The sequence below is a fragment of the Mesorhizobium sp. M1A.F.Ca.ET.072.01.1.1 genome, assembly GCF_004023325.1.
GTDB lineage: Bacteria > Pseudomonadota > Alphaproteobacteria > Rhizobiales > Rhizobiaceae > Mesorhizobium.
This window is the reverse complement of record NZ_RZSF01000165.1, coordinates 1-14,675: the sequence shown is the minus strand read 5'-3', so window position 1 is coordinate 14,675 and position 14,675 is coordinate 1. Positions and strand designations below refer to the sequence as shown.

Annotated in this window: 13 protein-coding genes; 12 read left to right on the top strand and 1 reads right to left on the bottom strand. The window is 64.8% G+C overall.

The genetic code is table 11. The features are described 5' to 3' along the window. The 9 genes from sucC to lpdA all read left to right on the top strand — a co-directional run. On the top strand, nt 1-989 hold a 989-nt coding region (sucC, locus tag EOA32_RS21525), incomplete at its 5' end, for an ADP-forming succinate--CoA ligase subunit beta (protein ID WP_128372837.1). Nucleotides 990-994: 5 nt separating this feature from the next. Beyond that, the gene (locus EOA32_RS21520; RefSeq protein ID WP_128372836.1) at nt 995-1,366 is read left to right on the top strand and encodes a cupin domain-containing protein; all 372 of its coding nucleotides are present in this window, start codon (nt 995-997) and stop codon (nt 1,364-1,366) included. Nucleotides 1,367-1,370: 4 nt separating this feature from the next. Continuing rightward, nucleotides 1,371-1,868 carry a DUF1579 family protein gene (locus EOA32_RS21515; RefSeq protein WP_128372835.1) on the top strand — a complete coding sequence of 166 codons (498 nt, stop codon included), beginning with the start codon at nt 1,371-1,373 and terminating at the stop codon, nt 1,866-1,868. 12 nt (nt 1,869-1,880) lie between these two features. Continuing rightward, nucleotides 1,881-2,783 carry a succinate--CoA ligase subunit alpha gene (sucD, locus tag EOA32_RS21510; protein ID WP_128372834.1) on the top strand — a complete coding sequence of 301 codons (903 nt, stop codon included), beginning with the start codon at nt 1,881-1,883 and terminating at the stop codon, nt 2,781-2,783. A 126-nt stretch (nt 2,784-2,909) separates the two neighbouring features. Further along, the gene (locus tag EOA32_RS21505) at nt 2,910-5,897 is read left to right on the top strand and encodes a 2-oxoglutarate dehydrogenase E1 component (RefSeq protein WP_095782743.1); all 2,988 of its coding nucleotides are present in this window, start codon (nt 2,910-2,912) and stop codon (nt 5,895-5,897) included. Between the two features lie 51 nt (nt 5,898-5,948). Beyond that, nucleotides 5,949-7,235: a 2-oxoglutarate dehydrogenase complex dihydrolipoyllysine-residue succinyltransferase gene (gene odhB, locus EOA32_RS21500; protein ID WP_128372833.1), complete on the top strand. Its 1,287-nt coding sequence runs from the start codon at nt 5,949-5,951 to the stop codon at nt 7,233-7,235. Nucleotides 7,236-7,305: 70 nt separating this feature from the next. Beyond that, nucleotides 7,306-7,782 carry a hypothetical protein gene (locus tag EOA32_RS21495; RefSeq protein ID WP_128372838.1) on the top strand — a complete coding sequence of 159 codons (477 nt, stop codon included), beginning with the start codon at nt 7,306-7,308 and terminating at the stop codon, nt 7,780-7,782. After that, nucleotides 7,779-8,534 carry a glucose 1-dehydrogenase gene (locus tag EOA32_RS21490; RefSeq protein ID WP_095827414.1) on the top strand — a complete coding sequence of 252 codons (756 nt, stop codon included), beginning with the start codon at nt 7,779-7,781 and terminating at the stop codon, nt 8,532-8,534. Before EOA32_RS21495 ends, EOA32_RS21490 begins: the two co-directional genes overlap by 4 nt. Nucleotides 8,535-8,558: 24 nt before the next feature. Next, a complete protein-coding gene (gene lpdA, locus EOA32_RS21485; RefSeq protein WP_128372832.1) occupies nt 8,559-9,965 on the top strand; it encodes a dihydrolipoyl dehydrogenase in 1,407 nt (468 codons plus the stop codon). A gap of 545 nt (nt 9,966-10,510) precedes the next feature. Here the strand turns inward: lpdA and EOA32_RS21475 are convergent. Further along, nucleotides 10,511-11,575 (bottom strand): TraB/GumN family protein, encoded by a 1,065-nt coding sequence (locus EOA32_RS21475; protein WP_128372831.1) that lies wholly within the window; start codon nt 11,573-11,575, stop codon nt 10,511-10,513. Between the two features lie 258 nt (nt 11,576-11,833). On the opposite strand from EOA32_RS21475, the gene EOA32_RS21470 reads away from it, so the two are divergent. The 3 genes from EOA32_RS21470 to EOA32_RS21455 all read left to right on the top strand — a co-directional run. Then, nucleotides 11,834-12,775 carry a CPBP family intramembrane glutamic endopeptidase gene (locus tag EOA32_RS21470; RefSeq protein WP_095831766.1) on the top strand — a complete coding sequence of 314 codons (942 nt, stop codon included), beginning with the start codon at nt 11,834-11,836 and terminating at the stop codon, nt 12,773-12,775. Between the two features lie 67 nt (nt 12,776-12,842). After that, complete coding sequence (locus tag EOA32_RS21465) at nt 12,843-13,784, top strand: glycosyltransferase (RefSeq protein WP_095776703.1); 942 nt, start codon at nt 12,843-12,845, stop codon at nt 13,782-13,784. 374 nt (nt 13,785-14,158) lie between these two features. Then, the coding region (locus EOA32_RS21455) for a signal recognition particle receptor subunit alpha (protein ID WP_189407299.1) at nt 14,159-14,675 on the top strand (517 nt) is incomplete at its 3' end.

Sequence of the window (14,675 nt, the reverse complement as noted above, 5' to 3'; positions counted from 1 at the left end):
GCGTTCGACTGGCGAAGTCGGCGGCGGAAGTGGTCGCCAACGCCAACGAAATGCTCGGTCATACGCTGGTCACCAAGCAGACCGGACCCGCCGGCAAGCAGGTCAATCGCCTCTATATCGAGGACGGCGCCGATATCGACCGTGAGCTCTATCTGTCGATCCTGGTCGACCGTTCGGTCGGGCGCATCGCCTTCGTCGTCTCGACCGAGGGCGGCATGGATATCGAGGCGGTCGCGCATGACACGCCGGAGAAGATCCTCACCGTCGCCATCGATCCGGAAAAGGGCGTGACGGCCGATGATGTGAAGAAGCTCAACGCCGCGCTGAAGCTCGACGGCGATGCGGCGCAAGACGGCGGCACGCTGTTCCCGCTGCTCTACAGGGCCTTCGTCGAGAAGGACATGAGCCTGCTCGAGGTCAATCCGCTGATCGTCATGAAGAACGGCCGGCTGCGCGTGCTGGACGCCAAGGTGTCGTTCGACAACAACGCTCTCTTCCGCCATCCCGACGTGATGGAGCTGCGCGACACCACCGAAGAGGACGAGAAGGAGATCGAGGCGTCGAAATACGACCTCGCCTATGTCGCGCTCGACGGCAATATCGGCTGCATGGTCAACGGCGCCGGCCTCGCCATGGCGACGATGGACATCATCAAGCTCTACGGCGCCGAGCCGGCCAACTTCCTCGATGTCGGCGGCGGTGCCTCGAAGGAGAAGGTGACGGCGGCCTTCAAGATCATCACCAAGGATCCGGCGGTCGAAGGCATCCTGATCAACATCTTCGGCGGCATCATGAAGTGCGATGTCATCGCCGAGGGCGTGATCGCCGCGGTCAAGGAAGTCGGGCTGAAGGTGCCGCTGGTCGTGCGGCTGGAAGGCACCAATGCCGAGCTCGGCAAGAAGATCATTAACGAAAGCGGCTTGAACGTCGTCTCGGCAGACGATCTCGACGACGCGGCCAAGAAGATCGTCAAGGCGGTGAAGGGCTAAAGCGGATGCCTCCGCGCAAGATAAACCTGGTCGAGGCGGCGGATGCGAAGATCGCCAAGGTCTTCGATCCGCACATCGCCGGCGACGTCAATGACAGCCAGGCGAAGGTCGCCAAGTTCGGCGAGGTCTTCGACTGGCATGCGCATGATCACGAGGACGAGGCCTTCCTCGTGCTGCGCGGCAAGATCGCCATCGATTTCCGCGACGGGCCGGTCGAGCTCGGCGAGGGCGATTTCATTGTCGTGCCGCGCGGCGTCGAGCATCGGCCGCGGTCGCTGACGGTCGAGCCGGTGGTGCTGATGTTCGAGCCGGCGACCACCCTCAACACCGGCAATGCCCAAAGCGACCTCACCGTCACCGATCTGAAGCGGCTCTGAATCAATGAACGCGACGCCTTTTTCATCGCTTTCGGCCGGTCACCAGCGCCTGCAGGCGCTGGTCGGCGCGTGGCGTGGCGAGGAAGATGTCGCGGCGACGCAATGGACCGATGCCGGCGCCGCGACTTCGGAAGTGCTGGCGGACGCGCAGTTCGGCGGCCAGTTCGTGGTCCAGCGCTACCGCCAGCGCCGCGACGGCACGATCTCGTTCGGCGCGCATAATGTGTTCGGCTTCGATCAGCCGAACGACGTCGTCACCATGCATCAGTTCGGCTCGATGGGTTTCGTGCCGGCCTCACCGGCTACGGGCACATGGAACGGCAACGAGCTTGTGCTGGAACGGTCGTCGCCGCGCGGCTCGGCTCGCGTGACTTACAGCTTTGACGGCACTGATACTTACCGCATGCGATTGCACTTCAAGCCCGCCGGCAGCGATGCCTGGCAAGACATGGTGAGCGGCCTCTATCGGCGCGTTTCGCCTTCCTCGATCAACGGTTTTTAGAAAAGGGCCGCGATGTCCATTCTCGTCGACAAGAATACCAAGGTGCTGGTGCAGGGCCTGACCGGCAAGACCGGCACCTTCCATACCGAGCAGGCGCTGGCCTATCACGGCACCAAGATGGTTGGCGGCGTCCATCCGAAGAAGGGCGGCGAGACCTGGACCGGCGCGAAGGGCGAGACCCTGCCGATCTTCGCCACCGTCGCCGAGGGCAAGGAGAAGACCGGCGCCAACGCCTCCGTCATCTATGTGCCGCCGGCAGGCGCGGGCGAAGCGATCATCGAGGCGATCGAGGCCGAGATCCCGCTGATCGTCTGCATCACCGAGGGCATCCCGGTTATGGACATGGTCAAGGTCAATGCGCGGCTCGACCGCTCCTCCTCGCGGCTGATCGGCCCGAACTGCCCGGGCGTGTTGACCCCCGACGAATGCAAGATCGGCATCATGCCCGGCAACATCTTCCGCAAGGGCTCGGTCGGCGTTGTTTCCCGCTCGGGAACGCTTACCTATGAAGCGGTCTTCCAGACCAGCAATGTCGGCCTCGGCCAGACCACTGCTGTCGGCATCGGCGGCGACCCGGTCAAGGGCACCGAGTTCATCGACGTGCTCGAGATGTTCCTCGCCGACGACGAGACCAAGTCGATCATCATGATCGGCGAGATCGGCGGCTCGGCCGAGGAAGACGCCGCGCAGTTCTTGAAGGACGAGGCAAAGCGCGGCCGCAAGAAACCGATGGCGGGCTTCATCGCCGGGCGCACGGCGCCGGCCGGCCGCACCATGGGCCACGCGGGCGCGGTGATCTCCGGCGGCAAGGGCGGCGCGGAAGACAAGATCGCGGCGATGGAATCGGCCGGCATCAAGGTTTCGCCGTCACCGGCGCGGCTCGGCACGACGCTGGTCGAGGCGATCAAAGGTTAAGGGAGTAGGGAGTAAGGGAATAGGGCAGCAGGGAAAGATCAGCGGCAAAAATGCCCTACTCCCCTACTGCCTTACTCCCCTACTCCCTTCCATAAAAGGAGACGGAGCCAGGCTCCGCAGACGAAAATGGCAAGACAAGATCAGGCCAACGACCAATTCTCGCTCACCTCGTTCCTTTATGGCGGCAATGCCGACTATATCGACGCGCTCTATGCCGCCTATGAGGACAACCCCGGCTCCGTCGATCCGGAATGGCAGGACTTCTTCGCAGCGCTGAAGGACGACGCGGGCGACGTGCGCAAGAACGCCAAGGGCGCTTCCTGGGCGAAGCCTTCCTGGCCGATGCAGGCCAATGGCGAGCTGGTTTCGGCGCTCGACGGCAATTGGGGCCTGGTCGAAAAGCACATTGAAAAGAAGGTGAAGGAAAAGGCGGTCGTCAACGGCGCGGCCCTTTCCGATGCGGACGTTCACCAGGCGACGCGCGATTCCGTGCGTGCCATCATGATGATCCGCGCCTTTCGCATGCGCGGCCACCTGCACGCCAATCTCGACCCGCTGGGCATCGCCAAGCCGCTCGAGGACTATAACGAGCTGTCGCCGGAGAATTACGGCTTCACCGAAGCCGACTACGACCGGCCGATCTTCCTCGACAATGTGCTGGGGCTCGAGTTCGGCACCATCCGGCAGATGCTGGATATCCTCACCCGCACCTATTGCTCGACGCTCGGCGTCGAGTTCATGCACATCTCCGACCCTGAGGAAAAGGCTTGGATCCAGGCGCGCATCGAGGGCGCCGACAAGGAGATCACCTTCACCGCCACCGGCAAGAAGGCGATCCTGTCGAAGCTGGTCGAGGCCGAAGGCTTCGAGCAATTTATCGACGTCAAGTACAAGGGCACCAAGCGCTTCGGCCTCGACGGCGGCGAGTCGCTGATCCCGGCGCTGGAGCAGATCATCAAGCGCGGCGGCCAGCTCGGCCTGAAGGAGGCCGTGCTCGGCATGGCCCATCGCGGCCGCCTCAACGTGCTTTCGCAGGTCATGGCCAAGCCGCACCGCGCCATCTTCCACGAATTCAAAGGCGGCTCGGCCGCTCCCGACGACGTCGAGGGCTCGGGCGACGTGAAGTACCATCTCGGCGCCTCCTCGGACCGCGAGTTCGACGGCAACAAGGTGCACCTGTCGCTGACGGCCAACCCCTCGCACCTGGAAATCGTCGACCCGGTGGTGATGGGCAAGGCGCGCGCCAAGCAGGACCAGCTCGCCGGCCGCGAGCGCGGCGAGATCGTGCCGCTGTCCGAGCGCGCCAAGGTAATGCCGCTGCTGCTGCATGGCGACGCGGCGTTTGCCGGCCAGGGCGTCATCGCGGAGATGTTCGGGCTCTCCGGCCTGCGCGGCCACCGCGTCGCCGGCACGCTGCACTTCATCATCAACAACCAGATCGGCTTCACCACCAATCCGCGCTTCTCGCGTTCCTCGCCCTATCCGTCGGATGTGGCGAAGATGATCGAGGCGCCGATCTTCCACGTCAACGGCGACGATCCGGAAGCGGTGGTGCATGCCGCGAAGGTGGCGACGGAATTCCGCATGAAGTTCCACAAGCCGGTGGTGGTGGACATGTTCTGCTACCGCCGCTTCGGCCACAATGAAGGCGACGAGCCGTCCTTCACGCAGCCGATCATGTACCGCAACATCCGCAGCCATAAGACGGTGGTGCAGGTCTATGCCGACCGGCTGATCGCCGAGGGTCACATCACCCAAGCCGAGGTCGACAAGATGCGGGCCGACTGGCGCGCGCATCTGGAACAGGAGTGGGAAGTCGGCCAGTCCTACAAGCCGAACAAGGCCGACTGGCTGGACGGCGCCTGGTCCGGCCTGCGCACGGCCGACAACCAGGACGAACAGCGGCGCGGCAAGACCGCGGTGCCGGTCCGCACGCTGAAGGAAATCGGCAAGAAGCTGACCGAGGTGCCGAAGGATTTCGAGGCGCACAAGACGATCCTGCGCTTCCTCGAAAACCGCCGCCAGGCGATCGAATCCGGCGACGGCATCGACTGGTCGACCGCCGAGGCGCTGGCCTTCGGCGCCATCCTGCTCGACGGCAATCCGATCCGGCTCTCCGGCCAGGATTCGGAGCGCGGCACCTTCTCGCAGCGCCATTCCGTGCTCTACGACCAGCGCGACGAGACGCGCTACATTCCACTCAACAATCTGTCGGCGGCGCAGGCCGGCTACGAAGTCATCAACTCGATGCTCTCGGAAGAGGCGGTGCTCGGCTTCGAATATGGCTACAGCCTCGCCGAGCCCAAGGCGTTGACTCTTTGGGAAGCGCAGTTCGGCGATTTCGCCAACGGCGCCCAGGTGGTGTTCGACCAATTCATCTCGTCCGGCGAGCGCAAGTGGCTGAGAATGTCGGGCCTCGTCTGCCTCCTGCCGCACGGCTATGAAGGCCAGGGGCCGGAGCATTCCTCGGCCCGTCTCGAACGGTTCCTGCAGCTCTGCGCCGAGGACAACATGCAGGTGGCGAACGTCACGACGCCGGCTAACTATTTCCACATCCTGCGCCGGCAGTTGAAGCGCGACTTCCGCAAGCCGCTGATCCTGATGACACCGAAGTCGCTGCTGCGCCACAAGCGGGCGGTCTCGACGCTGTCGGAGATGGCGGGCGAAAGCTCGTTCCACCGGCTGTTGTGGGACGATGCGCAGCTCTTGGCCGACCAGCCGATCAAGCTGGTGAAGGATTCCAAGATCCGCCGCGTCGTGCTCTGCTCCGGCAAGGTCTATTACGACCTCTATGAGGAGCGCGAGAAGCGCGGCATCACCGACATCTACCTGCTGCGCGTCGAGCAGCTCTACCCGTTCCCGGCCAAGGCGCTGATCACCGAGCTGTCGCGTTTCCGCAACGCCGAGATGGTGTGGTGCCAGGAGGAGCCCAAGAATATGGGCGCCTGGTCGTTCATCGATCCTTATCTCGAATGGGTGCTGGCGCATATCGACGCCAAGCATCAGCGGGTGCGCTATACCGGCCGGCCGGCCTCGGCCTCGCCGGCCACCGGGCTGATGTCGAAGCATCTCAGCCAGCTTTCCGCCCTGCTCGACGACGCGCTGGGCGAATAAGCAGACCCGGACCAAACTGACCTCAAGAAGACAAGAGAACGGACAGGCACAATGGCTACCGAAATCCGCGTCCCCACTCTCGGCGAATCCGTCACCGAGGCGACCGTCGGCAAGTGGTTCAAGAAGGTCGGCGACGCGATCGCCGCCGACGAACCGCTGGTCGAGCTCGAAACCGACAAGGTGACGGTGGAGGTGCCCGCCGCGGGCGCCGGGACGCTCTCCGAGATCACCGTCAAGGAAGGCGAGACGGTCAATGTCGGGGCGCTGCTCGGCTCGATTTCGGCCGGCGGCGCAGCCGCCGCTCCCGCCACCAAGCCGCAGGCGGTGGCGCAGGCCTCAAGTCCGGACGCCGCATCCACGACCAAGCAGGCCGCCGCCGAAACCGCCAAGATGGCCGGCGACGCCGGCCCGGTCGAGCCGCGCACCATGCCGCCGGCGCCGGCCGCGGCCAAACTGATCGCCGAGCACAATCTCTCGGTCGAGCAACTGACGGGCTCCGGCAAGCGCGGCCAGGTGCTGAAGGGCGACGTCCTAGATGCCATCGCCAAGGGCGCGCCCTCGCAGCCGGCCGAGACGCCGAAAGCGACTCCTGCTCCCGCACCGGTCGCGGCCCGCGCGCCGTCGACGGCCGACGATGCTTCGCGCGAGGAGCGCGTGCGCATGACCAAGCTGCGCCAGACGATCGCGCGCCGGCTCAAGGAGGCGCAGTCGACGGCCGCCATGCTCACCACCTTCAACGAGGTCGACATGAGCGCGGTGATGGCGCTGAGGGCCAAGTACAAGGACGTGTTCGAAAAGAAGCATGGCGTGAAGCTCGGCTTCATGGGCTTCTTCACCAAGGCCGTCACTCATGCGCTTAAGGAGATCCCGGCGGTGAACGCCGAGATCGACGGCGCCGACATCATCTATAAGAACTTTGCCCATATCGGCGTCGCCGTCGGCACCGACAAGGGCCTGGTGGTCCCGGTGGTGCGCGATGCCGACCAGATGTCGATCGCCGAGATCGAGAAGGAGATCGGCCGGCTGGGCCTCGCCGCGCGCGACGGCAAGCTCTCGGTCGCCGACATGCAGGGCGGCACATTTACGATCTCCAACGGCGGCGTCTATGGATCGCTGATGTCGACGCCGATCCTGAATGCGCCGCAGTCCGGTATCCTCGGCATGCACAAGATCCAGGAGCGGCCGGTGGTGGTCGGCGGCCAGATCGTCATCCGGCCGATGATGTATCTGGCGCTGAGCTACGACCACCGCATCGTCGACGGCAAGGAAGCGGTGACCTTCCTGGTGCGCGTCAAGGAAAGCCTGGAGGATCCCGAGCGGCTGGTGCTCGATCTCTGAGGTGGAGCATGAAGGCTCGCGGGCGGGGCGGCGAGTGAAGGCCCGTTGGCTCAGCACCGCGAGGCCGGTCGTGCTTGCCGCCGGTGCGGCTCTCGTAGCAGCCGATGCCCAGGCCGCCTGCCCGATCCAGCTCGCCGTCTATGGCGAGGCGAAAAGCGGGGCCGAGATCGATTTCAGCCCGACGGCTACCTCGGCGACGATCGCCAACACATTCCGCATGATACTCGACAACAATACCGTGCTCGATGGCATCGCCATGTGGACCGAGGGCTCCGCCGGGCGGCCGCATGGCTCGCTGATGTACAAATGCCCGACCGGCGACGTCACCGGCGAGGAGCTCGCCGCCTGCACGGTCTGGGAAGGCGTGATCTATAGCGCCGATGAGAAGGGCGTCGTGGGTCTGCTGCCGTCCGAGGGCGCGGATGCACCGAACAGCCTGATCTTTCCCGATCTCGGACCGTCGCTCGAAATGTCAGCCGCTTACGGTCCGGCGGGCTTCTCAAAAGTACCGTGGGACGTCTTTGCCCTGAAAGGCTGCCAGGAATGAATGCCGACAAGAAGACTCTGCTGGTCACCGGCGGCAGCCGTGGCATCGGCGCCGCGATCTGCCGGCAGGCCAGTCGGGCCGGTTACCGGGTAGCGATCAACTATGTCTCCAACCAGGACGCTGCCGGGGCGCTTGCCGCCGAGCTCGAATCCGTGGGCGGCGAGGCGTTCGCGGTCAGGGGCGATGTCGGCAACGAGGCCGATGTGGTGGCGATGTTCGAGGCGGTGGACAAGGCTTTCGGCCGGCTCGACGCCTTCGTCAACAATGCCGGCATCGTCGACGTCAAGGCGCGCGTCGACGAGATGAGCGCCGAGCGGGTCGAGCGCATGATGCGCATCAACGTCGTCGGCTCCTTCCTCTGCGCCCGCGAGGCCGTCAAGCGCATGTCGACACGACAGGGCGGCAAGGGCGGCGCCATCGTCAATCTGTCCTCGGCGGCGGCACGACTGGGCTCGCCCGGCGAATATGTCGACTACGCCGCTTCCAAGGGCGCGATCGACACGCTGACCGTTGGTCTGGCGCGCGAGGTGGCGCTGGAAGGCATCCGCGTCAATGCCGTCAGCCCAGGCATCACCGAAACCGACATTCATGCCTCCGGCGGCCAGCCCGAGCGCGTGGCGCGGATGCAGGATCTGCTGCCGATGAAGCGCGCGGGCACGGCCGACGAGGTCGCGAGCGCGGTTGTCTACCTTTTGTCGGACGCGGCCTCCTATATAACGGGCGCGATCCTGAATGTGAGCGGCGGCCGTTGAAGGCCAGACCAGAAGGACACCATCATGGCTTATGACGTCGTAATCATCGGATCGGGACCGGGCGGCTATGTGTGCGCCATCAAGGCGGCACAGCTCGGCCTGAAGACAGCGGTGGTCGAGAAGAGCGCCACCTTCGGCGGCACCTGCCTCAATATCGGCTGCATCCCGTCGAAAGCCCTGCTCCACGCCTCCGAGATGTTCGCCGAAGCCGGCCATGCCTTCGATACGCTCGGCATCGAGGTCGGCGCGCCAAAACTCAATCTGAAGAAGATGCTGGCGCATAAGGATGCGACCGTGGCCTCCAACGTCAACGGCGTCGCTTTTCTCTTCAAGAAGAACAAGATCGACTCTTTCCGCGGCACCGGCAAGGTGATCGGCGCCGGCAAGGTGTCGGTCACCGGCGAGGACGGCAAGGTCGAGGAGATCGAGACCAAGAACATCGTCATCGCCACCGGTTCCGACGTCGCCGGCATTCCGGGTGTCAAGGTCGACTTCGACGAGAAGGTGATCGTGTCCTCGACCGGCGCGCTGTCGCTGGCCAAGGTGCCGGGCAGTCTTGTGGTGGTCGGCGGCGGCGTCATCGGGCTCGAGCTCGGCTCGGTCTGGGCCAGGCTCGGCTCCAAGGTCACGGTTGTCGAGTTCCTCGACACCATCCTCGGCGGCATGGATGGCGAGGTCTCGAAGCAATTCCAGCGGCTGCTGTCCAAGCAGGGCTTCGAGTTCAAGCTCGGCGCCAAGGTCATCGGCGTCGCCAAATCCAAGAAGGGCGCCAGCGTGACGTTCGAGCCGGTCAAGGGCGGCGCGGCGGAAACGATCGAGGCCGATGTCGTGCTGGTCGCGACCGGACGGCGCCCCTACGCCGACAGCCTTGGATTGAAAGACGCCGGCGTCGAGATGGACGAGCGCGGCCGGGTCAAGACCGACGGGCATCTGAGGACCAACGTGCCCGGCATCTATGCCATCGGCGACGTCATTGCCGGGCCGATGCTGGCGCACAAGGCCGAGGACGAGGGCGTGGCGGTAGCCGAGACGATCGCCGGCCAGGCCGGTCATGTGAACTACGACGTTATCCCGAGCGTCGTCTACACCAGCCCCGAAATCGCCTCGGTCGGCAAGACCGAAGAGGAGCTTAAAAAGGCCGGCATCGACTACAACGTCGGCAAGTTCCCTTTCAGCGCCAATGGCCGCGCGCGGGCCATGCTGCACACCGACGGCTTCGTGAAGATCCTCGCCGACAAGACGAGCGACCGCGTGCTCGGCGTTCACATCGTCGGCTTCGGCGCCGGCGAGATGATCCACGAGGCGGCGGTGCTGATGGAGTTCGGCGGCTCCTCGGAAGACCTCGCCCGCACCTGCCACGCCCACCCGACCATGTCGGAGGCGGTCAAGGAAGCGGCGCTGGCCACGTTCTTCAAGCCGATCCATATTTAGGTGCTCGTCACGGCCGACGCCGAACGCCCGAGGATGGCGAAGATGTAGTTAAACAAAAACGGCCCGCCTTTCGGCGGGCCGTTCGTCGTGGAGCTATAGCCTGATCACGGAGACGGCGCAGGTGCCGGAGCCGGGGCAGGCGTCGGAGTGGGCGCGGGTGCCGGGGCTGGCGTCGGAGCTGGAGCAGGCGTTGCGGGCGCAGGTTCAGGCGTTGCAGGCGCCGGGGCCGGCGTCGTCGCGGCCGGCGGCTCGGAAGTCGCCGGGGCGTGCTCGCCGCCGGTTCTGCCAAAAACATAATACGCAACAATGGCCAGGATAATGACAACTAGGGCGATCAGCCACCCGCTGCCGCCACCACCGCCCCTCGAGGGCGGCGTGCTCGACGGGGTGTAGGGGTCGTTAGGGTTCGCCATGAAACGTGTCCTCCTTGGAATGAAAGGCATCAAATAGCAGCCATCAACGCGCGGATCCCCTAATGGGTTTCACGCAGGCGGACGGAAAGCGCTGAAAAACCGGCATTTTCCGCTCCCCAGCCGCCAGACGACTCAGTTGACGGCGGTAACACTATACCCCGCTTTGCGGAAATCTTCGACCAGTCCGTCAGGGCCGGGCAGATGCAGCGCGCCGACCGCCATGAAGGCATTGCCCCTGGCCAGAATCGGCATGGCATGCGCGACCATGACCTTGTTGCGGCTGGTGATCATGGTCTGCTCGAAGGCGGCGTAGCCGGCCTGGTCGTCCGCCGTGTCGGGCAGCACGGTGCGAAACAGCGGCCAGAACATGCCGACCTCGCCGCGTTGGTAGAGCACGATCATGGTTTCGTTGACGTCGTTCACCTTGTCGCCGAGCTTCAGCGTCTCGACCAACCCCTTCATGTGGTAGGCGAGCGGCAGCGAAGCCATGGCGCGCAGTTGGTCGACGGCGGTTTCCAACCCCTCGACGTCCTTGCCGGATGCTTTGGCGTCGGCGGCCAGCTTGACGTCCAGCACCGGCGCGCCGGCGCTCTGGCGCGCCACCTCGCAGGCCGGTAGCGCCACCATGGCCGACAGGATCCACGGCTTCATCTTGGCCACCGTCAGAGGCGGAATGCCGCGTGCATCGAGCCCCTTGTTCAGTACTGCCGCATCCTCGGGTGACAGCAGCGAGGACAGCGTCGTGTTGTCCGTGAACATCATCAGGCCAGGCTCGGCGGCCATGGCGGCCATCATCTTGGCCTTGTCGAGGGCGTCGGTGGTTTCGATGATGATGGTGTCGGCGCCGTCATAGGCTTTTTGAGCCGCGGCAGGCAGCGTGGTGACGCGCGCGTCCGTCATGTGCATGGTGCCGAAGAGATAGGACGGCTCCTCGCCCGGTTTCTCGAGCTTCCACAACAGCCCCCGGCCGTTTGGAACGGCGGCGGCTTCGGTCTGGACCTTCTTGAAGGCGGCGGGATCGCTCTTTGCAAGACCTGCCAGCAGGTCGCTGCCGCCGCAGGCGGGCGCTTCGGCATGCGCGCGACCGGCCAGCAGCAGCACGAGCAGGAACGAAAGGAAAAACAGCACGTTGAGCGCTGCGAGCAGCTTCAACGAGACGAGGGCCGCGCGGTCGGCGATGGCGATAACGCGTTTCATGGCAAGCTTCTTAAGCGTAAAAAGCGGCAAAACGGTTAATCGAGAGCCGAAATTGTTGTCGACCGGCTCGGATTCCCGGCAGCAGCGTTAGACGGGTGGCCCTGCACCGATGGAAGGCGTGGCTGATCTGCCGCCAGTTTCGATGATCCCCGCGGTCGAGCGGCCCAACTGGTTGCTGGATCTGACGGGAGCGATTGCGCCGAAAACGCCGATCCCCTAGATCATGCGACCGTAAAGCGCCCGGCAGGGGACCCCCGTGTGATCATCGACAACGCCGCCTTCGAGCGCTACCGGCGCTCGCCGAACGAGAAAACCACCCTGCTCCGGCTCCTGCTCGGAACGGCGATCGTCGTTCTCTTCTGGCTCGCCGTGACGCTGGTCGTGCTCGTCGCCGGCACCGCCGCCTTCATCGTCTTGCGCCTCCCGGGTCCGGCGACCGGACAGCCGATCCAGGATTTCCTTGCCTCTCCCGCCGGCATCCTCACCGCGCTGGCGTCCTTTGCCGGCATCTGGATCGGTCTTTGGGCCGCGATGCGCTTCGTTCATGGCGAGCCGCTCTCGGCGCTGATCGGCCCAGACCGCCGCATCTCGCGCGGCGGGTTTCTCAAAGGCCTGGTCGCGGTTCTGACAACCTCCTTGTTCTCCGAGGTGCTGCTCTATTGGCTACAGCCGGAGATCGTCCGCGGATCGATCGCGTTCTCGTCCTGGCTGCTCTTGCTTCTCGCGATCGTGCCGCTCGCCTTTCTGCAGACCTCATCGGAGGAGGCTCTGTTCCGTGGCTATCTGCTGCGTGGCCTCGCCAGCCGCTTTGGCAGCCCGCTGATCTGGGCCGCGCTGCCGGGCCTTCTGTTCACCGCCTTGCATTGGAGCCCGGCCTCGACGCTCGCCATCAATGCCAGCGTGCTGGTCTCGATCGCCGCCTTCGCGCTGCTGCTGACGCTGCTGGTCTATGTGACCGGCAATCTCGGCGCTGCATTCGGCGCCCATCTCGGCAACAATCTGATCGGCTTCCTGCTGATCTCGCACCAGCAGAGCTACAATTCCTTCGCCCTGTTCAACGCCAAGCCGCTGGAAGGCCCCGGCTGGACCAATTGGGACGCCGTTCTCATCGCCGCGATCGGCATCGTAAGCACGCTGCTGACGATGCTCCTGCTTCTGCATCGCCGCTCCCCCCTGACGGTCGGGCCGGACGAGCCATGATCCAAAAAAGCGGAAACCGGTTTCTTGATCGGATCGTGGTCAGGCGGAAAACCGACGGGCTCGCCTGATGCGCATCACGCTGGTGGCGGAACGCACCATTCCCTGCAAAGGCTATGGCGGCACTGAGCGGCAGGTCGACTGGCTGGCAACAGAGCTTTCGCGTCTCGGCCACAAGGTGGTCCTGATCGCCGGTCGCGGCTCGAGCCATCCGCTGTGCGAAGTGCGGCAGGCCTCTTCGGCCGCCGAATGCCGCGCTGCGATCCCGGCCGACACCGACATCGTGCATTTCAATGGCTGGTACATCGAGATTTCGCGGCCGGCGCTCTATACGATGCACGGCTTCGACCCGGAATTCACGCAAAACAGGCCAAACTGGAACTTCGTCAGCGCCAGCCATGCGCGCAACCACGGGCGGGAAACCTTCGTCCACAACGGCTTTCCGGTCGACGCCTATCGGCTGTCCGTCGGCAAGACGGACAGGCTTCTGTTTCTGGCCGGCATCGCCCGCGCCGGCAAGAACCTCAACCGGGCTGTCGATCTCGCCCGTGCCTTCGATTTCCAGCTCGATATCGCCGGCGGCTCGCGCTGGCAGCTCCTGCAGCGCACCAAGGTTCGCCGCCAGGGTGTCTTCTTCAAGAGCCTCGGCCGCCGCTTCCGCTACCACGGCATCGTCGACGGCGACGAGAAGCTGCGCCTGCTGGGAGAGGCCAGAGCTTTTCTCAACCCGATCGCCTGGGAAGAGCCGTTCGGCATGGCGCCGGTCGAAGCGATGCTCTGCGGCACGCCGGTGTTGACGACACGGCGCGGCGCGCTGCCCGAAATCGTCGACGACGCCACCGGACGCCTCTTCGACACCGATGCCGAGTTCGCCAAGGCCTTGGCCGACATCGCCGGCTTGTCGCCTGAGCAGTGCCGCGCATCCGCCGCCGCGCGATTTCCCATCGCGAGGACGGCAAACGGCTATCTCGATCTCTATACGCGCATCCTGGATGGCGAAAAGCTGCCCTGAACCGCCTCTTTTGCTCTTGAAAACCGCCCCAGCCTTGACTCTGCCGCCGATTTGCTGTCTAGACGCGCACGAATTCCGCGACGAGACCCTCTCCGCGAAAGCCGACCAGGACGCCGAAGCCTCTTTGAGGCGAGAGCTGTAAACCGATCCTGGAGGCCAACACCCGGCAGCGCGATGCGCCCCCGGGTGCTTTTTGGCTTTGCGCTTTGGCTTGGCGACCCGGCGCGAACGCACTACCTCTCGGGTCGAATGAACCGAGATCGAAGGAAGCAAGATGTTTGAATCACTGCAGGAGCGCACAAGAGGCGTGGAGGGCCGCAGGGCCGACAGGGATCGGCATGAATCCAAGGCGCTCTCGCACGGCGGTTTGATCAATGTTTGAGTCCTTACAAGAGCGCCTTGGCTCCATCCTGAACGGCCTGACCGGCCGCGGTGCGCTGTCGGAGGCGGACGTCTCTGCGGCGTTGCGCGAGGTGCGCCGGGCACTGCTTGAGGCCGATGTGGCGCTCGAGGTGGTTCGCTCTTTCACCGACAAGGTGCGCGAGAAGGCGGTCGGCGCCGCGGTGCTGAAGTCGATCAAGCCCGGACAGATGGTCGTCAAGATCGTCCATGACGAGCTGGTCGATATGCTCGGTGCCGAGGGCGTCGCTATCGACCTCAACGCGCCCGCGCCCGTCGTCGTCATGATGGTCGGCCTGCAGGGTTCCGGCAAGACGACGACCTCGGCCAAAATCGCCAAGCGCCTTACGGAGCGTCAGAACAAGAAAATTCTGATGGCCTCGCTCGACACGCGGCGTCCGGCCGCGCAGGAGCAGCTGCGCCAGCTCGGCGAGCAGACCAAGGTCGCCACGCTGCCGATCATCGCCGGCCAAAGCCCGGTCGATATCGCCA